This window comes from Shewanella jiangmenensis, assembly GCF_018596335.1.
Taxonomy (GTDB): domain Bacteria; phylum Pseudomonadota; class Gammaproteobacteria; order Enterobacterales; family Shewanellaceae; genus Shewanella; species Shewanella jiangmenensis.
Map to the genome: position 1 here is coordinate 376,506 of NZ_JAHEPS010000002.1, position 20,460 is coordinate 396,965.

21 protein-coding genes are annotated in these 20,460 nt (G+C 55.6%); 9 read left to right on the plus strand and 12 right to left on the minus strand.

The window, feature by feature from the left end; all coding sequences use genetic code 11:
* Positions 1 to 234: 234 nt before the first annotated feature.
* Complete coding sequence (gene chrA / locus KJI95_RS07110; protein WP_214506485.1) at positions 235 to 1,380, plus strand: chromate efflux transporter; 1,146 nt, start codon at positions 235 to 237, stop codon at positions 1,378 to 1,380.
* A gap of 102 nt (positions 1,381 to 1,482) precedes the next feature.
* On the opposite strand, the gene lpoB is transcribed toward chrA, so the two are convergent.
* From lpoB to KJI95_RS07135, 5 genes are read right to left on the minus strand one after another with little or no spacing between them, the layout of a single operon-like run.
* Positions 1,483 to 2,076 carry a penicillin-binding protein activator LpoB gene (gene lpoB / locus KJI95_RS07115; protein ID WP_214506486.1) on the minus strand — a complete coding sequence of 198 codons (594 nt, stop codon included), beginning with the start codon at positions 2,074 to 2,076 and terminating at the stop codon, positions 1,483 to 1,485.
* Between the two features lie 12 nt (positions 2,077 to 2,088).
* Entirely contained in the window at positions 2,089 to 3,456 is a 1,368-nt protein-coding gene (locus KJI95_RS07120; protein ID WP_214506487.1) for a COG3014 family protein, read from the minus strand.
* On the minus strand, positions 3,453 to 3,959 hold the full coding sequence (gene def, locus KJI95_RS07125; protein ID WP_214506488.1) for a peptide deformylase: 507 nt from the start codon (positions 3,957 to 3,959) through the stop codon (positions 3,453 to 3,455). The genes KJI95_RS07120 and def overlap by 4 nt, the downstream gene beginning before the upstream one ends.
* 14 nt (positions 3,960 to 3,973) lie before the next feature.
* Positions 3,974 to 4,198 (minus strand): SlyX family protein, encoded by a 225-nt coding sequence (locus tag KJI95_RS07130; protein WP_214506489.1) that lies wholly within the window; start codon positions 4,196 to 4,198, stop codon positions 3,974 to 3,976.
* 2 nt (positions 4,199 to 4,200) lie between these two features.
* A complete protein-coding gene (locus tag KJI95_RS07135) occupies positions 4,201 to 5,175 on the minus strand; it encodes a WD40 repeat domain-containing protein (protein WP_214506490.1) in 975 nt (324 codons plus the stop codon).
* A gap of 142 nt (positions 5,176 to 5,317) precedes the next feature.
* Here KJI95_RS07135 and fkpA point away from each other — a divergent pair, with 142 nt between their 5' ends.
* Positions 5,318 to 6,103, plus strand: coding sequence for an FKBP-type peptidyl-prolyl cis-trans isomerase (gene fkpA / locus KJI95_RS07140; RefSeq protein ID WP_214506491.1), 786 nt, complete (start codon positions 5,318 to 5,320; stop codon positions 6,101 to 6,103).
* A 93-nt stretch (positions 6,104 to 6,196) separates the two neighbouring features.
* Here the strand turns inward: fkpA and KJI95_RS07145 are convergent, their stop codons facing one another.
* Complete coding sequence (locus KJI95_RS07145; RefSeq protein WP_214506492.1) at positions 6,197 to 7,162, minus strand: zinc transporter ZntB; 966 nt, start codon at positions 7,160 to 7,162, stop codon at positions 6,197 to 6,199.
* 137 nt (positions 7,163 to 7,299) lie between these two features.
* On the opposite strand from KJI95_RS07145, the gene KJI95_RS07150 reads away from it, so the two are divergent.
* On the plus strand, positions 7,300 to 7,674 hold the full coding sequence (locus KJI95_RS07150; RefSeq protein WP_214506493.1) for a YacL family protein: 375 nt from the start codon (positions 7,300 to 7,302) through the stop codon (positions 7,672 to 7,674).
* A gap of 164 nt (positions 7,675 to 7,838) precedes the next feature.
* On the opposite strand, the gene KJI95_RS07155 is transcribed toward KJI95_RS07150, so the two are convergent.
* Both KJI95_RS07155 and narQ read right to left on the minus strand, forming a co-directional pair.
* A complete protein-coding gene (locus KJI95_RS07155) occupies positions 7,839 to 8,468 on the minus strand; it encodes a response regulator (protein ID WP_214506494.1) in 630 nt (209 codons plus the stop codon).
* Entirely contained in the window at positions 8,461 to 10,173 is a 1,713-nt protein-coding gene (gene narQ / locus KJI95_RS07160) for a nitrate/nitrite two-component system sensor histidine kinase NarQ (protein WP_214506495.1), read from the minus strand. The genes KJI95_RS07155 and narQ overlap by 8 nt, the downstream gene beginning before the upstream one ends.
* 244 nt (positions 10,174 to 10,417) lie before the next feature.
* On the opposite strand from narQ, the gene nrfA reads away from it, so the two are divergent.
* Positions 10,418 to 11,821 (plus strand): ammonia-forming nitrite reductase cytochrome c552 subunit, encoded by a 1,404-nt coding sequence (nrfA, locus tag KJI95_RS07165; RefSeq protein WP_214506496.1) that lies wholly within the window; start codon positions 10,418 to 10,420, stop codon positions 11,819 to 11,821.
* 149 nt (positions 11,822 to 11,970) lie between these two features.
* On the opposite strand, the gene KJI95_RS07170 is transcribed toward nrfA, so the two are convergent.
* Positions 11,971 to 12,510: a hydrolase gene (locus KJI95_RS07170; RefSeq protein WP_214506497.1), complete on the minus strand. Its 540-nt coding sequence runs from the start codon at positions 12,508 to 12,510 to the stop codon at positions 11,971 to 11,973.
* A 307-nt stretch (positions 12,511 to 12,817) separates the two neighbouring features.
* On the opposite strand from KJI95_RS07170, the gene glnK reads away from it, so the two are divergent.
* The 4 genes from glnK to KJI95_RS07190 all read left to right on the plus strand — a co-directional run bounded on the left by glnK (position 12,818) and on the right by KJI95_RS07190 (position 16,330).
* Entirely contained in the window at positions 12,818 to 13,156 is a 339-nt protein-coding gene (glnK, locus tag KJI95_RS07175) for a P-II family nitrogen regulator (protein ID WP_214506498.1), read from the plus strand.
* 12 nt (positions 13,157 to 13,168) lie between these two features.
* A complete protein-coding gene (locus KJI95_RS07180; protein ID WP_214506499.1) occupies positions 13,169 to 14,419 on the plus strand; it encodes an ammonium transporter in 1,251 nt (416 codons plus the stop codon).
* Between the two features lie 279 nt (positions 14,420 to 14,698).
* On the plus strand, positions 14,699 to 15,007 hold the full coding sequence (locus KJI95_RS07185; RefSeq protein ID WP_214506500.1) for a hypothetical protein: 309 nt from the start codon (positions 14,699 to 14,701) through the stop codon (positions 15,005 to 15,007).
* A 165-nt stretch (positions 15,008 to 15,172) separates the two neighbouring features.
* Entirely contained in the window at positions 15,173 to 16,330 is a 1,158-nt protein-coding gene (locus KJI95_RS07190) for a tetratricopeptide repeat protein (protein ID WP_214506501.1), read from the plus strand.
* Between the two features lie 144 nt (positions 16,331 to 16,474).
* On the opposite strand, the gene KJI95_RS07195 is transcribed toward KJI95_RS07190, so the two are convergent.
* Positions 16,475 to 17,725: a DUF4785 family protein gene (locus tag KJI95_RS07195; RefSeq protein ID WP_214506502.1), complete on the minus strand. Its 1,251-nt coding sequence runs from the start codon at positions 17,723 to 17,725 to the stop codon at positions 16,475 to 16,477.
* Between the two features lie 9 nt (positions 17,726 to 17,734).
* Positions 17,735 to 18,592 (minus strand): lipase family protein, encoded by an 858-nt coding sequence (locus KJI95_RS07200; protein WP_214506503.1) that lies wholly within the window; start codon positions 18,590 to 18,592, stop codon positions 17,735 to 17,737.
* Positions 18,593 to 19,165: 573 nt separating this feature from the next.
* Here KJI95_RS07200 and aroG point away from each other — a divergent pair.
* The gene (gene aroG / locus KJI95_RS07205) at positions 19,166 to 20,224 is read left to right on the plus strand and encodes a 3-deoxy-7-phosphoheptulonate synthase AroG (protein ID WP_214506504.1); all 1,059 of its coding nucleotides are present in this window, start codon (positions 19,166 to 19,168) and stop codon (positions 20,222 to 20,224) included.
* A gap of 58 nt (positions 20,225 to 20,282) precedes the next feature.
* Here the strand turns inward: aroG and KJI95_RS07210 are convergent, their stop codons facing one another.
* A complete protein-coding gene (locus KJI95_RS07210; RefSeq protein ID WP_214506505.1) occupies positions 20,283 to 20,459 on the minus strand; it encodes a hypothetical protein in 177 nt (58 codons plus the stop codon).
* Position 20,460 lies beyond the last annotated feature (1 nt).

Consider the following 20,460-nt stretch of genomic DNA (forward strand, 5'->3'; position numbering starts at 1 on the left):
CAGACTACCAAAGAGTGCCGTGAGATAAAGCAAATTTTGGTACAGGTGTACAAAATGCTACATGGTTCCGCCACAGTGTTTTGACAGGTTTATTTTGCAATTCAACGGCTCAGGCAAAGATCTTCTGGCTGTCACAAATTTGTACAAAATCGGCGCCCGCCCGGCTAAAAGTGTCACACTCTGGCGCTAAAATGGCATAATTCCCTTAACCTCCATCAGCCTGAGTTTTGCTTCATGTGGCAGATTTTCATCCGTTTTTTTATGTTGGGCCTCACCAGTTTCGGTGGCCCTGCGGCCCATATCGGTTACTTCCGGCAAACCTTTGTAAAAGAGCTTAACTGGATAGATGAAGCGCGCTTTGGCTCGCTGGTGGCGCTGTCGCAGTTTTTGCCGGGGCCGGGTTCCAGCCAATTGGGCTTTGCCATTGGGCTAAGTCGCGGCGGGCTTGGCGGCGCGCTGGCGGCCTTTATCGGTTTTACCCTGCCATCGGCGATGCTGATGTACCTGATTGCCGTGACCAGCGCCAATGTGCTGGGGCAGGAGTGGTTTAACGGCATGATTAATGGCCTGAAACTGCTGGCTGTAGTGGTGGTGCTCGATGCCTGCCTTGGTATGTTCCGCCAGTTTTGCCAAAGCACGGCCGCTAAGCTTTTGATGGCGGCAAGTGCGGCATCACTGCTGTTGGTTGGCAGCAGCTTAATGCAGTTTGCCGTGCTGCTGCTTGCGGCCATTATTGGCTCGCGGCTGCTGGTGCGCGGCGAGGGCGATGCGGCGCCGGTGCGCGGTATTGGCTGGGGCTGGCTTGGCGCTTTTGCGGCGCTGCTGCTTGCGGCAGTGGCACTGCTGCCGACCCTTGCACCCGGCTCGGCCGCCTGGCTTGGCGCCGTGGGTTTTCAGGCGGGTTCCTTGGTGTTTGGCGGCGGCCACGTGGTGCTGCCGCTGCTTGAGGGACATTTTGAGGCGGTGATGTCGCCGGACAGGTTTCTCACCGGTTACGCGGCGGCCCAGGCCATCCCCGGCCCCATGTTTACCCTGGCGACCTTTTTGGGTGCCGATGCCGCAACCGGTGACAGTGTGGCGGGCGCCCTTATCGCGACGCTGGGGATTTTTGTACCGGGCTTTTTACTTATCCTCGCCTTCCTGCCCGCGTGGCAGGGGCTCAGTCAGCGGCCGCGTATTGCCGGCGCCGTTGCCGGTGTGAATGCTGCTGTGGTGGGCTTGCTGCTCAGCGCCCTGTATCAGCCCATCTGGACTTCGGCTGTGAGTGGGCCGCGTGATGTGGCACTGATTATCCTTGGGGTGGCTGCGCTAAAGCTTCTTAAGCTGCCGATACTCGCGCTGGTGGCGGCGTTTGCTGCGGGCGGCGGCCTTTTGCTCTAAGCCGATGGCCTTTTGCTGTAAGCATATTCTCTTTAGCTGTAAGCGTACGGCCCAAATAAAAAACCAGCGCAGTGCGCTGGTTTTTTTGTGCTTAACGCAAGATTACATGCCAAGGAACGACTTGGACTTGGTCTTGCGGATTTCTTTTTCGTCAGACCATTCAATCAGGCCGGTTTGCAGATCCATCAGACGCATGGTGACCTTGTAGTACACGTCCTTGGTGCTGCCTTCCTGTTTTACTATGCTCGACAGGTTGCCGTACAGCATGTACTGGGCACCGATTTGACGACCGAACTGGATGGCGGTTGATGGGTCAACCATGCCGGAGTTGTTCTGGTAATCCAGTTGCTTGCGCACTGTGTCTACCTTGGTCATGTCGATGAAGCGGAATTTGCCTGAGCGCAGCAGCTTGTTGCTGATGGAGTCAGTGACCGATTCGGTGTCGATATGCTCTGAGGTTTTGTTTTTGATTTTGTCCACGAAAATGATTGGACGTTCTTTGGCGGTGATGGCAACCACAGGCGGGAAGGTCAGCATGCTGTCGACCATCTTGGAGGTGATGGCCTGCAGATCGGTGGAACCGAAGTTCTCGTTAACCGTTTCCACTTCCGTGGCATCGCCGTACTCGACTTTGGATTGACAGGCACCGAGGCCCAGCGAGGCGGCCAGGATGAAAATCAGTTTGAAGTGTTTCATAGTCAGTTCCATTTACTTTTTGATGTTGATTGAATAAAACCGGATGTTATTGCCTGTGTCAATGCCCCACACCAGGGTGGCAGCGCCTGCCTGTACCTGCACGGCATGGCTTTGGCCGCCGATACTGAGCCGATATTCACCCTGGGGCAAATATTGGCGGGCAATTTGTGCCTGACGCGGTAAGGTCAGCCAGCTGCGAAGGTCAGCCTGTTCACTGACCACGTTGAAAATCTGCATTGCAATGGCGGCGCCGTCAAAATCGTTGCGCTGCTTTTTACTCTGACTCTCGACGCTGCGGGTTAACTCCGACTTGGCATACACCCGCGCGGCCTGACGCACCAGCAACATCGGCAAGTCTTCTTTCAGGGCGGTGATTGCCAGCGCATCGATATTGGCGATGGTGGCTGTGGTCAGCGGCGTTTTTAGACCGCTGATGGTCGCCGGTGGCAACTGGCCGTAAGAGCCGCCATAGGTTGGCAGCGACACGGTTTGCCAATTGTCGTGAATGGTAAAAGGTACTGTGATGGCGCGCTTTTCCGGCACAAAGCCGCGCTCGAGCAGTAAAATAACCTCACCGTCGTTGGCCTCTGGCAATTTGGCATCGCCAAAGCGGCTTTTGAACTCGTCGTATTGCGGCATGGCGAGCTTTTTCGCCAGTCTGACCAAATCCTGCTCGAGGAAGGGGTTGCCGGGGAAAATCTGCGCCGCCTTGCGATAGTCGATGTAGGCATCGTTTTCTTCGCCAAGCAGTTCGTGCAGCAGCCCTGTGGTGTAGTAGCTGTAGGCGTTCATAAACGAGCTGGTTACGCTGCCCGCTTCTCGCCCGAGGCGGTCCATCTCGGCGTCCACCGTGCCGTTGGCCATGGCTTTGACCGAGTCTTTCGACTTGGCGTAGCGTTTTTGCTCAAGATCCTGCAGCTCGTTGGCGCGGCGAACTTCCACCAGTGCGCCATCAAACTCGCGCTGCATCAGGTAGTTGAGCGCCTGATATTGATGCAGCATTACCCGCTCAAAGCCCGGGCCGCGATAGGGAATGACGTTATCGTTCAGCACCAGACTACCGGCGCTGGCGCCGATGCCGGAGACGCTGACCGTGGCCTTATCGTCAAAACGGTTATAGGCGGCAATGGCAGCCTGATAATAGCTTTTGCTGGCGCTGAAATCGCCGCCAACCTGGGCGACCCGGCCCGCTTCCTGGGCGTACAGCAGGCCGTCCTGCGAGTCGATTTCTTTGGCGAGGTCACCAAGGGGCGCAAGTGGTGTCTGGCTCGACAGCGCCTGCTTTACCGGCGCCATCTGTGACGGGTAACTGATAAACAGGCTGCCCATGGCGCAGCCGCCAAGGCTGAATGCGAGCGTCAGCAGCGCAATATGTCTCATGATGGCACAGGCTCCTTGTGCTGGCGTTCAATCCGTTCAAGCAGGGTAATGCCATCGAGATGGTCGAGTTCGTGCTGGAATATCCGCGCCACAAAACCCTCAAGCCGGGCGTGGTGCGTTTCGCCATCAAGGCTTTGCCAGCTTACATCGAGCCACTGATGACGCAGGATAGACAGGCGTTTACCGGGCACCGACAGGCAACCTTCCTCACCGGCGACAAGCTCATTTGACGCAGCAAGTATGCAGGGATTGACCATGACCACCGGCGCCATGTTCGGCGCATCCGGGTAGCGCTCGTTGGCGCGGGAGGCGACGATAAAAAAGCGCAGGCTTACGCCAATCTGCGGCGCAGCAATGCCGACGCCCTTGGCGGCATCCATGGTGACCATGGCGCTGTGGGCAAGGGCTTCGAGTCTGGCATCAAACTCGGTCACAGGCGCGGCGATTTGATACAGCACCGGGTCGCCTGTTACGCAAATTGGCAGGGGGGTGGGCGCAAACATGCTCGTCCTTGAAATCAATAATGTGGCGGAGGCGTCTCTTCTGCCATTGTGGCTATGTTGCTCGGTTCCATGGCCTGAAGCTTACTGACGATCAATTGCATGGAATGGCTTTGCCTCGCCACCAGTTCATTGAGTTTTATCACTTCCTGGTTCAGCTCTTCAACCGTCATTTCGGTGAAAGCGAGCTTGGTTTGCAGTTCTTCAATCTCTCGTTGTAGTGCCTGATAGTCTGTTTGCATTCTTACCTCTGGGGCCAGTACTCGACTTTGCCACTGCTGCTGATACTGACCGCCGCCACGCCGGGGTCATCGCTTGTTGCCACCGAGTATACAACGGCGCCCTTGATTTGGGGGCGGGTTGACAGTCCGGCCTGCCAGCGAGTGAGCAATTTTCCATCGCTAACCTGCCAGCGCATCACCTCACGAAACGGGGTGCCGGTCAGCAGCAGCTGGTTATCGCCGCTAAAGCGCGCCGAAGAAAAGGTGAGGCTGCGCTGTTTTATCCTGAGGCGACTGACCTCTTTGCCCGAGTCAGTGGCAAAAATCCGCGCATCGGCCTTGGCGTCGGCGGCAAAGGCCTGGCTGCCATCGGCTGACAATGCGACTTTCAAGACCCGCGCGCCAAATTGCTGCTCGCTGATGGGCTGGCCGGTCGACGCCTGCCACAGGATGGCGCGGTAATCGTTGCCGCCGCTGAGCGCCAGTCTGCCATCGGCCGACAGGGCAACGCTGTTGACCTTTTCACTGTGGCCCAAAAAGCGAATGAGCTTTTGCTGGCCGCCAACGAGGGACATTACCGAGCCATCCACCAGCGCTATCAGCAAACTGCCCTGATTGGCCACTGCAATACTCTGCCCCGGCTCAGGCAGGCTCCACCAGCCAACCTGAGCGCCATCGGCAGTACGCCACAGGGCAACTGAATCGCGGCTTAATGAGGCGGCAAATTCACCGTTTTGCGACAGCGCGAGTTCAACTGACTCATTGCCGGCGGCGCCGTGCTGCCAGCGGTGTTTAAGGGTTTTGGGAGACAGCTGCCACAGCTCAACGCCGTTATCCTCTGTGCTGAGCAGGGCTTCGGTGCTGCTTTGGTTAAGCATGGCGCCATAGCTTGGGGATTCGGTCAGTACCAGCACCTTGTCGGGCGCCACCGGAGCGCAGCCTGCGACCAGTGCGCCGAGCATGGCGGCAAAATATCCAGCGATGAACTTTCTCCACATGGTTTGGTCTCACTGCTGACTGATGATAAGGACCGGCCCACTTGCGCTTGCCCCATGGCATAAGCCTTATAACTAGTATAAAGTGGGTCGGTTTGCTTAATTATGGTTATTGTAACCACTTGAGGATGCTAAGGAAGCTTCAATGAAATCTATTTATAAATACTCTCTGGTCGCCCTGGCTGTTGTTGGTTTAACTGCTTGTAATAAAGAAGAAAAAGCAACTGAAGTTGCTCCAGCTACTGCCCTGACTTCCGAAGCCCATAAAGAAGCCTACAGCGTAGGTGCTTCTATCGGTAACTATATGTCTGGCCATATCAAAGAGCAGGAAGAACTGGGTCTGCCAGTCGATCGCGCTCTGGTGGTTGAAGGTTTTGCCAACGGCCTGAACGGTGCCCTGAAGCTGACCGAAGAAGAAATGCAGACCGTACTGCAGAACCTCGACAAGAAGCTGAACGACAAGCGTGTGGCTCAGGCTGAAGCCCTGGCTACCAAGAATGCCGAAGAAGGCAAAAAGTACCTCGAAACCAACAAGGCCAAGCAAGGCGTGACCACCACTGAGTCTGGTCTGCAGTACGAAGTGCTGACCGCCGGTACCGGTGAGAAGCCTGCCGCTGAAGACACAGTGGAAGTGCACTATGTTGGCACCCTGATTGATGGCACCAAGTTCGACAGCTCATACGATCGCAACCAGACCGCCAAGTTCCCGCTGAACCGCGTGATCCCAGGCTGGACCGAAGGCGTGCAGCTGATGCCAGTTGGCTCCAAGTACCGCTTCGTGATCCCGGCTGAGCTGGCTTATGGCGATCGCGACAACGGCACCATTCCACCTAACTCTACTCTGGTATTCGAAGTTGAGCTGGTGTCTGTGGAAAAAGCCTCTGCCGAAGCGAAAGCAGAAGCCAAAGCCGAAGACGGCCACGCCCATTAATCCGGGTTTGGTTTGACGAAAAAGACGCCCGAGGGCGTCTTTTTTGTTGCTGATTTTTATCGCTAATATTTTTGTTTCTAAGCGGGCGCAGGATCAGAACCAGCGCTTACGGTAAAACAGCAGCAGCTGCACCACCACCAACAGCACCAGCAAACCGCAGAAGGCGGCGAAGGCCCAGGGCGTGTCGGCGCCGGGGATGCCGCCGATATTGACCCCAAGCAAACCGGTTAAAAAGCCCAGCGGCAAAAACACCGCTGTGACCAGCGACAGAAAATACAGCCGGGTATTGAGCTCTTCCGACTGGCGCCCCATCAGCTCTTCCTGGGTCACGCTGGCTCTGTCTTTCAGCGCGTCCAAATCTTCAATGGCGCGGGTGAGGCGGTCGCGAATTTCGCGCATTCTGAGCTGCTCACTCTTTTTGAACAGGTGGCCGGTTTCCGTTTGCAGCGTCGAAAAGGCTTCCCGCTGCGGCGCAAGGTAGCGACGCACTGTGACGGTTTGCCGGCGAAGCTCGGCGATGTCGTTGCGAAGGTCTTTGGCATTACCCGACACCACCAGCTCCTCCAGATCGTCAAGCTTCTCCTCGAGGCTGTCGATGAACTCGGTCTTGCGCAGCGTCAGGCGCTCACACAGGGCCAGGATCACTTCAGATGGCGAGCTTGGGCCCACCCGGGCGCGGATATCATTACCGATTTCGGTCACAGACTGCAGGCCGCGCCTGCAGGTGCTGATAACCCGCGACTTATCGGCAAACAATCTAAGCGCCACCATGTCTTCTGGGGCGGATTCTGGGTTAAGGTTTACCCCGCGCAGCGCCAGCAGCAGGCCGCCTTCGCCGCTGATGGCGCGGGGGCGGGTGTCCCGCGACAGCAGGGCATCAATTTCCAGCTTGGGCAAATCTGTGCTTTGCAGCCACTCTCTGGCGTCGCGGGAATGGTAGTTCAGATGCACCCAGATGCAGCCCTGATCGGCGCTCCAGTTGCCAAGCTGTTCGCGGGTCAGCTCCTCTCCGGCATGTTCGCCAGACAACCAGAGACTGTGTACAAAGCCCTGTGACATAATCAGTTTCCTTTCCAAAATTTCCCTGACACTAGCCCAGAGCGGGTAGCTGATTCAAGTCCTGCGTGGCACTTGGGAGGCAAGAGTGGGGCGCTTGGGGTAAAATGTCACAATAACGTTTGAGTGAGAGGTTCACCATGGAGTACGAGTTTCGCCGCAACAGCCTTGATGGCGCCGTAATGGCCTGCTTCAGTATGGAGCATGAGGTGATGGGGCGTTGGTTTGGTGAAGAGCTGGGGGATGACAAGGCCGCGATTGGCGCTGTGCTGGAGGCGATTTCGAAAATTGCTGCCGGGAGCCTGCGCGAGTGGCACCGCAGCGGGCGTGAGTTCAGTCTGGATTTGGATACCGAGCAGGCGCGGGTGTACGCCAATGTGCTGGGTTACGACAATCAGGACGAATTGGATGAGGGCATGGCGCTGTATGACGCCGAGCTTGAGGCCAGCTGCGGGCTTGAGGATTTCGAAGCGGCGCTGAAAAGCTGGCTTGGTTTTTTGAGCGACAGCCGCTGAGCGAAGCTTTTGGCTACGGCCGCCGAGCGACGCGTTAAGTTACGGCCGCTGGGCGAAGCGTTAAGTTACAGACTCAAGCGTCTGGCAAAGCAAGCAAAAAAACAAAAAGGCAGCGAAGGCTGCCTGTGTTTTTTACGAATCAGTGCACCGCCTGTTCAAGTGCATCACCTGTTCAAGTAACGCACTGCCATTTCGGTGCGCGACTTGGCACCGGCTTTACGCAGCAGGTTTTTCACGTGCACTTTGACCGTGCCTTCGCTGATATGCAGCTGCTCGGAAATCAGCCGGTTGCTTAAGCCCTCGGCAAGCTGCTCAAGGATTTGCAGCTCCCTTGGGGTCAGCGCATCAATCCATTCGTTTTCGTCGGTGGCGTGTTTGAGCTCAAGCTGATATTCCTCCACCGCTTCGCTGATGACCCGGTGGCCGAGCATCGCCTGCTTGAGCTTTTCAAGCAGCAGATCCGGCTCTGTGTCTTTCAGCAGATAGCCATCGGCACCGGCGCGCAGCAGGCGGATAACGTCCTGTTTTGCATCGGATACCGTGAGAATAACGATGCGGGAGGTTACCCCTTCCTGGCGCAGGCCATTTAAGGTATCGAGCCCCGACATGCCTTTCATGTTCAAGTCCAGCAGTATGATATCCGGCTCGTCGGTGGCCACCGCGCTCAGGGCCTCAATACCGCTGCCGGCTTCGCCGAACAACGTGAAATCCGCATCAGATCCAATCAGCTGACAAATTCCGCGGCGCAGCAAAGGATGGTCGTCGACGACCAGGACTGAATAGGGTTTACCCATGTTGATTTGGCTCCTGCTGTGGTGGAAGGGTGAGCGTCACCGTAGTGCCGCCGGCGTCGTTACTGGCAAAATCGAGCTTGCCGTCGAGCTTGCTGGCCCGCTCGTGCATGATGCCGATGCCAAAGTGCTGATCCCGCTCTTTAAGGTGCTCAATGCCGATGCCGTTATCGCTGATGCTGATGTTAATCATACCTTCGGCGTTTTTACAGCAGTGAATCACAATTTCACTGGCATTGGCATGTTTTATCGCATTAATTGTCGCCTCGCGGGTGAGCTGTAATATGTGAATATGCTGATTGGCACCAAGCAGTTGCTCGCGGATGCCGTAATCAAGCGCGATGTGAATATCGGTCTGGCTTCTGAGCTGATCCAGCATGGTCTCGAGGGCGTGCTTGAGGTTGGGCTCCTTGATGGTCAGCCTGAAGGTCGACAGCAGCTCCCTTAACTGCACATAGGCGCTGCTGACCCCTTCGTTTATCTCGTTAAGCTGCTCTTCCACCTGTGGATTGCGGCAGCTCTCATCCAGCCCTTTTCTAAGCAGACTGATTTGAATTTTAAGGAAACTCAGCACCTGACCGAGGGAGTCATGCAGCTCGCGTGCTATCACGCCGCGCTCTTCCATCAGCGCCAGTTGCTGGCGCTGCTCGGCGGACTGATGAATAAGAATCGAGCGCGCGAGCATGATGGCAAAGTTTTCAAACAGTGGCCGGTTCGGGGTCTTGTCCGACACCATTTCAAGGTAGCCAAGGTCAGTATCTTCAAAGCTGAGACCAAAGCGGCAGCTTGGCACTGTGTCGGCCGGCCAGCCGCCGTCGGCCTCAATGGCTTCATCGGTGTCGTCTTCGTATTGGATAACCAGGCGCAGATACTGCAGCTGCTCGTACTCTTTCAGCTGATCCAGCGCGCTTTTCAGCGCCTTGTAGTCGAGTCGGTTGCCGTGCAGTGCCACCAGATTGTCGTACAGGAAACTCAGCTCCTGATTGGCGCGGGTGAGGGCATGGGTTTTTTCCTGTACCTGTGACTCGAGATCGCCATAAAGCGCCGACAGCTCCTTGGCGGTGGAGTCGAGAGCATCGGCCAGCGCCTGCAGCTCAATGTACTCAGTTTGGGGCATGTCCACATCGAAATTGCCCTTGGAGATGGTGTTGGCCGATAACATCAGCTGGTTAAGTGGCTCAACAACCTTGCGTTTGGTGTAGCGCACGGCAATCAGCGCGATGGCCAGCATCAGCCCCAGACCAATCAGCTGGCTTGCCGCCAACAGCCGCAATTTGAATGCGGCGTGGTGCTCGGTTTCCAGCACAAAAAGATCGATTGTATCGACAAAATCCTTCAGCGACAGTGCGTACTGGCGGGAGTTTTCCTCCTCGATGAAGTACTTCATCATCTTCCATTTATCGATAACCAAAAGATATTGATCTTTAAGTCTTTGTGGTGTGCTCCAGCTCAAAGACGCCTTGAGCGCCGGGGAGTAAAGTGTACTTTCGAATTCGTGGATTTTGGCACTGGCTTCTTCGCTGCCGGAGTTGGCATAAAACATCAGCCGGTAGCTTTGCATCCGAAGCGACCCGGAGGCGTTGATGGCGCGGGCATCCCCTAAGCTGTATGACAGGTTGGCCAGTGCAAAAATCGCCAGGCCACTGGAGAGTAAAATCAGCGTCAGCATCAGGCCGAGGATCTTGGATGTCAGACTGCCACGTTTCATGGTTTTCCCCCGCCGTTACGGCCGATTATTTACAACTAAAGTGCATGTTCTACATTAGCTTTTTCTTTTGCTCACCCACTGTTAAACAAAAGTGTGAACAAAGACACATCAATATGTTGATCTTGAGCAAACTTTGTCTCTGATACTCCTTATTGGGTATGTCTTTGCCACGGTTTCAGGACTACTTTTGACCCTGGAGATGTCGTGGATATTCAGAAACACAATAACCCAACAGGGAGATGAGATGGTGAAAAAGCTTAACGGAAAATCCTTTGCGCTCAGCGCATTGGTCGCCGCCAGCTTTGTAGCTGCCGGTGCGATGGCAAGTGACAAGACCGAGCCACGCAGTGATGTGTACAAAGACAAGTTCAGCAATCAATTCGAAACCTGGCATTCAACCGCCGAAAGTGAAACCATCACCGATGCACTGGAGCAGGATCCTGCCCTGGTGATTCTGTGGGCTGGTTACGGCTTTGCCAAAGATTACAACGCCCCACGTGGTCACATGTATGCCGTGACCGACGTTCGCAACACTCTGCGTACCGGTGGCCCAACCAACGCCGAAGATGGCCCGATGCCAATGGCGTGCTGGAGCTGTAAGAGTACCGACGTACCGCGTCTGATTGAAGACAAGGGCGAGGCCGGTTACTTTGCCGGTAAATGGGCCAAGGGCGGCGCCGAAGTGGTAAACACCATCGGCTGCGCCGACTGTCACGAAAAGGGCTCGCCAAAACTGCGTCTGTCACGCCCATTTGCCGAGCGCGCGATGGAAGCCATTGGCACTCCGTTTGACAAGGCCTCCAAGCAGGACAAAGAGTCCATGGTGTGCGCCCAGTGTCACGTGGAGTACTACTTCGAGAAGGCCGACGATCGCAAGGGCTTCGTGAAGTTCCCATGGGATATGGGTACCACAGTTGAGCAGATGGAAGCCTACTACGATGGTATTCAGTTTGCTGACTGGACCCACGCCGTATCCAAAACGCCAATGCTGAAAGCGCAGCACCCAGGTTATGAAACCTGGAAGCTGGGTACTCACGGCCAGAACAATGTGTCGTGCGTTGACTGTCACATGCCTAAAGTGACCAACGAAAAAGGCAAGAAGTTCACCGATCACAAAGTGGGTAACCCATTCGATCGTTTCGAAGAAACCTGTGCTACCTGCCACAGCCAGGACAAGGACTACATGTTGAATGTCTACAAGACCAACAAGTCCAAAGTACTGGAAGTGAAAGGCAAGGCTGAACAGCAACTGGTTGCTGCTCACTTCGAAGCCGGTGCTGCCTGGAAAGCAGGTGCCACCGAAGAAGAAATGAAGCCAATTCTGACCAACATCCGTCACGCTCAGTGGCGCTGGGACTACGCAATTGCGTCTCACGGTGTGTATGCCCACGCGCCGACCGAAGCGCTGCGCATCCTCGGTACTGCCGTGGACAAGGCCGCCAATGCCCGCGTACAGCTGGCACAGCTCCTGGCAGCCAAGGGCGTGAAACAGCCAATCGAACTGCCTGACGTGTCAACCAAAGCTAAGGCGCAAGCCGCGCTGGGTATGGACATGGAAGCGATGAAGGCTGAGAAAGAGAAGTTCAAGAAAGAACTTGTGCCTAAGTGGGATGAAGAAGCCAAGGCCCGCGAAGCCACTTACAAGTAAGCAGCGAACCCCAAGCCTGCATACACCAAGCCCCCGCATTGCGGGGGCTTTTTTATGGCCTTTGGCCACTGCTCTGGTTTGCGCTGCGCTTTTTCTGATTTGCTTCAGCTGCGTGCTAATTACTGGGCAACATAATGAGCGGCTGTGCTCTATTTGATGAGTTTCAGCAGTGCCTTGAAGTTATCGCCAACGGCGTGATGCTGCAGCTCAAACAGCAGTGATTCGACATTGGTAAGCTTTGCTCCCGCCTGCAGCATCATCTGCAGCCCGAGCGCCTTGTTTGCGGCTGTGCGCGAGCCCATGGCATCGGCGACCAGATGCACATCAAATCCGTTATCCAGCAGATCGCGGCAGGTCTGATATACGCAAATATGGGTTTCAATGCCGCACAACAGTACCTGTTTACGTTCTGTGTGCTTAAGGGCCGCGCGAAAGGCATCACAGGGCCAGGCGCTGAAATGCTCCTTGGCGATGGGCTGGTGTCCTTCAAGCACCGCCTGCAGCTCTTCTGAGGTAGCGCCAAGCTTTTGCGGCAGCTGCTCAAGCCAGACTATGGGTAAATCAAACAGTCTGGCACCGCTTATCAGGCTTACGAGCTGCTGATGCAGCGCCTCGCTGCCATCCATCAGCCGCGCCAGTTTGCCTTGTACATCCACTATCACCAATACAGTTTCAGCTGCGCTGAGCATGGTTGTCCTCCTCTGTTTTTACGCCTGAGTCATTAGCTTAAGCACGTGGCTTAAGCCCAGTTAACGCCTTTTTCACGCCTGTGCCAATAGGCCTTAAGTCAAAGCCCTTAGCAGCGTGCCAGCAGCTGAGCGGCAACGCACCAGCGCGGTGCATAGGGCTCTGCTTTGCACAAAAACTGTGCGAAACAGCAGTGCTGTTATGGTGCGAATTTTCAATAAATCAAATAAAAACATGTAGATGAAATGTTGGCCTGATGCTTGTAAATGGGATGTTAGAACAGACTGACAAGGATAAACGGAGGCCGGGATGAAACTGGTAAGTGCAATTATCAAACCCTTCAAACTCGATGATGTGCGTGAAGCCATCGCCGGGATGGGGATAGAAGGGATGACAGTGACTGAGGTTAAGGGATTTGGCCGTCAAAAGGGGCACACCGAGCTGTACCGGGGCGCCGAGTATCAGGTGGACTTTCTGCCGAAGATAAAACTCGACATCGCCACCCGCGAAGAAAACGTCGAGCATCTGGTGGAGGCCATCATCAAGGCCGCCCACACCGGCAAGATTGGCGATGGCAAAATTTTCGTGATTGATCTCGAGCAGGCGGTGCGCATTCGTACCGGCGAAACCGACGACGAAGCACTGTAACGGAGCGATAAGATGGAAGAGTTGAGCAAATTGGGCCTGACCGTGGCCGAGCTGAGATTCGCGCTGGATACCTTTTACTTTTTGATTTCCGGTGCGCTGGTGATGTGGATGGCCGCAGGCTTTGCCATGTTGGAGGCCGGATTGGTGCGCTCCAAAAATACCACCGAAATCCTCACCAAAAACGTGTGTCTGTACGCCATCTCCTGCATTACCTTTTTGCTGGTCGGCTACAACATCATGTACGTCGATAATGCTGCCGGCGGCATATTGCCAAGCTTTGGCGCCCTGATTGGCACTCAGGCTGAGGACGCCAATCACTCGCTGGAGTCGGACTTCTTTTTCCAGGTGGTGTTTGTGGCAACCTCCATGTCGATTGTCTCAGGCGCCGTGGCTGAGCGCATGAAATTGTGGGCCTTCCTTGCCTTTTCAGTGGTGATGACTGCCGTGATTTATCCGGTGGAAGGCTACTGGACCTGGGGCGGCGGCTTTGTGAAAGAAGCGGGTTTTGTCGACTTTGCCGGCAGCGGCATAGTGCACATGGCTGGCGCCGCCGCGGCCCTTGCCGGTGTAATCCTGCTTGGTGCCCGCAAAGGCAAATACGGCCCTAATGGACAGGTGCATCCTATCCCTGGCTCCAACTTGCCCATGGCAACCCTCGGCATGTTTATCCTGTGGATGGGCTGGTTTGGCTTTAACGGCGGCTCGCAGCTGATGGTATCCGATGCCGCCAACGCCACCGCGGTGGGCAAGGTGTTCGTGAACACCAACTCGGCGGCGGCATTCGGGGCGATTTCGGCGCTGGTGGTGTGCAAGATGATTTGGGGCAAGGCCGATCTGACCATGATCTTAAACGGTGCATTGGCAGGCCTGGTTGCCATTACCGCCGATCCGCTGTCGCCTTCGCTTGGTATGGCTGCTGTAATTGGGCTGGTGGCTGGCGCACTGGTGGTGTTCTCGATTGTCGGTTTCGATCGTATCCGCATCGACGATCCGGTCGGCGCCATTTCGGTGCACGGTGTGGCCGGTACCCTGGGTCTGCTGCTGGTGCCGCTGTCCAACAGTGATGCCACCCTCAGCGGCCAGCTGTTTGGCATAGTGTCGATTTTTGGCTGGGTATTCGGCGCCTCTTTCGTGGTGTGGCTGGCACTTAAAAAGACCATGGGCATTCGTGTCAGCGAAGAAGAAGAATACAACGGCATGGACGCATCCGACTGTGGTATCGATGCTTACCCCGAATTTGTGACCGTGAAATCAGCAGGTTAAGCCCGGCGCGCTGAGCGCTAAGCAAACGGCTGAGCCTAACGTAAAAGACTGAGCACGATTAAAAAACAGCAGGCAATGCCTGCTGTTTTTGTTTTTTGACACCTGATTTTTGATGCCGCGTTTTTGAATGGCTGATGTTTGACTTGCTGGCTTTTATTCATTCTGGTTGAAGCCGTCGCTGCACATACACTTGAACTTGTTCGCTGGGCGCAGCTGCAGGATACTGACCATTGAGGCACCCATTTACATCGAAGCGAACATCGAAGCGCGGGAGGCAAGATGAGATTAACAATCCCCATGGTGGCATTGCTGCTGATTGGCGTGGCGCACAGCGCCGGTGCCGGGCAGGTGGTGGTGCGAACGACAGATGAGCCTTTTGATGCCTTTGCCGTGCGGGATGAACTTGCCCGCCAGCATGAGTGGCAGGAAGCGCTTCGGGCCGAGCAGCAACTGCAAGTGCTGGAAAGGCTGCCCGTTGGCTGCCTGATGCAGCCAACGCCTTACCGGCATTTCAGCTGCAACGGCCTCTTTTATCGCCCTTACCCCTGGCGCGGCAAAGAAGTGTTTATCAAGGTGCCCAAGCCATAAACGGCGGGGCTTTAAACGGCAGGTCCCAAAAAAGCAGTTTAATCAGCCGCAGGGACCAAAACGCAGGCTAAACAGCGTTAATTATTTGTTACCTTTGGAGGAGGTGCAGCGGGGCAATTTGGCGTAATCTCAACATCAGGTGCCTTAAAAACCGGGAGTCACGCCATGTCCGTCAGACTGCTGTTTTGCCTGTTGCTGCCACTGCTTACTGCCTGCGCGACCAGCCAAAGCCCTTCCCACAGCGCGATGGCCAACCAGTTGTTGCACGATGAACTGTTTGCGCCGGTTGGTGGATTACCTGAGCCAGAGCAGGTGTTTGCCTTGCCTGCGGGCGTTGCGGCCGAGCTTAAACGCAGTTTTGAGCGCCAACGGGCCGCGACCAGTGGCGGAGAGCTTGCCCATCGCTGGCTTGCCAATCAGCTTAATGCCACCGATGGCGGCTTTCGTTATCAGGACAACGACACCCGCATTGCTGCCGACAGCTATCTGGACCGGGCCGGCAACTGTATGTCTCTGGTGGTGCTTGCCACCGCCATGGCCGATGCCATTGGGGTCGGGGTCGATTTTCAGGATGTGCTGGTGCAGCCGGTGTGGGACAGGCAAGGGGATTTTTATCTGGTCAATGGCCATGTGAATCTGCGACTGTTGCCCACCAAAGAAGCCAATGTGGTCCATTTCAGCGAACCTATCCAAATTGATTTTTTACCCGCGCGGGCCATGCGCGGTTATCAGCGGGTGCATGTGGACCGCCCTATGCTGCTGGCGATGTTTTACAACAATCTGGCCGCCGAGGCGCTGGTAACGGGCGACCATGACAAGGCCTATGGCCTAATTCGCCTGTCGCTGGCGCAAAGTACCGCGTTTGTGCCGGCGTTCAATACTCTGGCCATTCTGTATCGCTACCATGGCCGCGAAGATCTGGCCGAGTTTGTGTACCGGGAGGCCCTGAAGCTTGAGCCGCAAAACATGACGACCCTGTACAATCTCGCGCTTATTCTTGCCGATCAGGACAGGCTGTCTGAATGGGCCGAGATCCACAAGGTGCTGGAGCTTGCGCGCATCCGAAACCCTTATTACTACTACGATATGGCCGAGCAGGCACTGTCGGAGCACGAATACCAACAGGCAGTGAACTGGTATTTGCAGGCGGTGGAAAAGGCTGATTACCGCCACGAATTTTACTTTGGTCTGTCGCAGGCATATTGGGCATCCGGCAACCCGATGAAGGCGCGCCAGAGCATGGAAAAAGCGATGCAGCTCAGCCGGGATGAAAACAACAAACGCCGCTATCAGGCGAAGCTTAACGCCATGGCAAGCCACTGAGCCAAAGACGGTTTCAAAGCGATAAATCAAAAGGCGCCCTGAGGCGCCTTTTTCACTGAGCTTGCTTAATCGGATCTTGCTTAATCTAGGCTTGCTTAATCCGCCCAAGCGTTATCCGTAAAAGCTTGATCCGGGCTAGCGTTATCAGAGCGTGAGCGCCCTGTCCTGATACGACAGCGTGGCCATCTGCCCCTGGTCGGCAAGCTTAAGCTCCCTTAACTGAAACGGCGGTTTCAGGCCCGATTGTTCAATCAGCTCGCGGCTAAGCGGCAGCGCCAAGGTGCCGCTGCCATCGAGCCAGGCGGCGGCCTGGGTTCGATGAATGGCGACTTCATTGCCGCTGGCATCAATGCCTGTGACTACTGCTGAGGCCTCAAAACGGCCGGCACCGGCCAGTTCAAGCTGGAAAATAACCGCAACCGGTGTGCCTTGCTGGCGCTTTACCACCACATCCTGCTGAATACGGCCGCTTGGCGAGTAGAGCCGCACCGCACTCTTGATGGTGCGTTTGACGGTGACGTCAGCGCCACTTGCCTCGACATCAATCAGGATCTCACTCAGTTCGGCGCTGATTTCGCGGCCCAGGGTTTGCGGCACCTCAAGTTGTCGCTGCCCGTCATCGCCGCTTATGGCGACCGGATACTCCTCGCCTGCATGTCTTATGCGGGCGCGGGTGTGCAGCGTGCTGTCAACGCCATCAAGGCTCAGATTGAGCGCCAGCGCCTCGCTGCCAAGCTCGGCCGACATAGGGTTTGACAGGTGCAGCTTATAAGGGCTGCCTTTTTCTTTCACGTTGACCAGATACTGCCCACGGCTATCAAGTGTCGTGCGTGACTTAAGCCGGTATTCGCCGGCCGGGGCGGCAGGCGACAGCAGCAGGGCGCTGGAGTCATCATTCATCCCGGCGCTGGCAAGCGCCTGACTGTCGGCCATGGAGCGCACCAGATTGGGGATCTGCGCGCCTTTGGGTGCCTGCAGCTGCAATGTTTCCGGCGCAATCGGCTCGGCGTGATACAGCGCGCCTGAACTCATATCGGCGCGCGGCGCAATGCGGATAACCGCGCCGCCCTGGGTCAGGTTTAACCCAACCCCGCGGTTTAAGTCGGCGCCGCTGACACTGAACCAGTACTCATCACTTAACAGCTGCTGTGAGGAGGGTGATGACGCCTGATAGGCACCTGACAGCGGCGAGATAAACTCCACCGCATCGCGGCTTGCGTTAAGGCCTGTACCACTTGGCGACGAAAGGGTTTGGGGTGAAAAATCGGCGCCAATCGGAGAGTTGAGCCTTGCTGTGCTGAAAGATTCTGCCAGGGTGGTTTGGTTATCGTCCTGACAGGCACCGAGCAGCAGCGTCATCAGCAGCGCCGCTGCGAGCTTGTTATGGGTATTCATGGCGCGCTCCTAAATGCGGTTGCGGATAAAGACGTCAAGCCCGAAACAGGCGCGGCGGCTTTGTTGGTGGCTCAGTGGTTCAACGCCGCGGGTCTTTTGTTTGTCCCTGAACCACACAGTGCCGGCGGCGCTTTGGGAGCTGCACTCAAGGAAGCCGTCGGAGCAGTCGTCGAGCCAGTTTTGGGTGGTTTCGAGCGCCACCTGATTCTGATAGCCGCCGCAGTAACTGTCGCTGTCCCAGATTGCCGAATCCACATCTGTACCTATTACGGTTTCAAAGGGTTTACCAAGGCTCGGGCGACCTGCGGTGCCATGAAGCCAGTTGGCGTTGTAATAGGCCATCGAGCTTACCTGCTGCTGTTTCACCGCATTGCTTCCATAGCCCAGGATCCAGCCCAGGGTGGTTTCAAACACATTGCCTTCGGTCACGGCATCGGCAAGTGGGGTGCCGGCGCTGGAGGGCGCGAGGGCAATAACACTGCTGGTGGCCTTGATAACCTTGGCATAGCGGCTATCCCAGGTGGGGTTTGACAGCACCCAGCGCACCACGTTGCCGCCGTTGGAGTGGGTCAACAGCACGAGGTCGGTGATTTGTTTACTGTCGATAAAGCTGCCCAGTTGATTGACCAGGCAACCGGCGGCGGCCTCCTCCCACATGTATTGGTCAAAGTCACAGTTGATCACTGTGTAGTTGGCGCTGTTTGGTAATCCCTGGCGCACCGAATTGACGAATTCGGCGGTCCAGTAGTCGTTGAGTGCATTGGTTTGGTGACCTGTGCCATGGACAAACGCAATTCCTGACGCGGCCATACTCAGGGGGCTGACGGCTAACAGACCCAGAAGCGAAAGCGTGCATGCTGTCTTCATTGTCTGATCTCATTGAGTTGTTTTTTTAAGGTCTTGTTGAACAGGTAGGACGTCTGACCTGCGTTGTTAACCTATCGCTAACAATTTCGGCCTGGCAAGCAGTTTAATTGGTACGCTTGTTCGTTTGGCAGCCGGTTAAACAGCTCTCGGTTTGGAGCTTTTGCTCAGCTTTGTGGCGCTCGTGCTGGGTTTATTTGGTCAGGGCCTGTCGTTGTCGGCCTGTGGGGCTGCCGCCTGCATTGTTTAAAACGGCGCAAGTTCAAAGCGTAAATTTATACGGGGCTTTATTTGGTATCGGCTGTAAATAGTGGTCGCTTAGCTGACAAGTGGCTCCGGCGTTTGCGCCCTCGCGGGCACTTGTGAGGCTGCCTCAACCCGGCGCGGCTGTGGCCACTGGGATTCACGATTAATGAATTTTATGCATGGTAAAAACAATATAAAACAACGCATTAAAAATGAATTTTGAAATAATCCATATCTTGATTGCCATCGATGTTTTTAATGGCTAAATTGGCTGGGTCATAACAGCGAGAGAGACTTTCGATTTAACCCACTGTGGAGCTTGTGAATCCTATGTATTACCAAAATGATGACGTTCGCATTAACGAAGTAAAAGAATTGCTGCCTCCTATCGCCATACTCGAGCGATTTCCTGCAACCGAGAACGCATCAGCCACAGTTTTTAATGCTCGCAACAATATTCACCGTCTGCTTGAGAAAAAGGACGACCGACTGCTGGTAGTCATTGGTCCCTGTTCTATTCACGATCCGGTCGCGGCGCTCGAATATGGCCAGCGACTGTTGCAGCTGCGCCAGCAATATGCCGACCAGCTTGAAATCGTGATGCGGGTGTATTTTGAAAAGCCGCGCACCACAGTGGGCTGGAAAGGACTTATCAACGATCCTTACATGGATAACAGCTTCAAACTCAACGATGGCCTGCGCACCGCCCGAAAGTTGTTGCTGGATTTGAATGACATGGGCATGCCTACCGCCGGTGAGTTTTTGGATATGATCACGCCGCAGTACGTGGCCGACCTGATGTGCTGGGGCGCCATTGGTGCCCGCACCACTGAGTCGCAGGTGCACCGTGAGCTGGCCTCGGGCTTGTCCTGCCCGGTGGGATTTAAAAACGGGACCGATGGCACCATCAAAATTGCTATCGATGCCATCGGCGCCGCCGCCGCGCCGCACCACTTCTTGTCGGTGACCAAGTTTGGCCACTCTGCTATCGTTTCGACCAAGGGTAACCCTGACTGCCACATTATTTTACGTGGCGGCCGTGAGCCTAACTACAGCGCCGGGCACGTGGCACAAATTCAGGCGGAATTGGTCAATGCTGGCCTGCCGGACAATGTGATGATTGATTTCAGCCACGCCAACAGCTCAAAACAATTTGCCCGTCAGTTGCTGGTTGCAGAGGATGTGGGTGCTCAGCTTGCCGCCGGTAATCGCGGCATTTTCGGGGTAATGGTGGAGAGCCACCTTAAGGAAGGGCGTCAGGATCATCAGCCCGGCGTTGAGCTTGAGTATGGCAAGAGCGTTACTGATGCCTGTATCGGCTGGGAAGACAGCGAGCGGTTGCTCGCGCAGTTGAACAGTGCTGTGCTGGCGCGCCGCGTGGCAGGTTGAGCGATTCTTACAGACAGAAGAAGCAGACATAAAAAAGGCGCCCTCGGCGCCTTTTTGGTTATTTCTTCAACATCTCTGCCAGATATTCGTTGGCTTTCGCCAGACTGCCGAAGGAATTTACCAGGTTTCGGCGGCCTTTTTCCTGCAATTCAGGATTGCCTGATTCCATCATCATCCATACCCAGGTTTGGATCAGAGTTATAGGTGGGTGCTGAACTTTTGAAGAATCCAACATA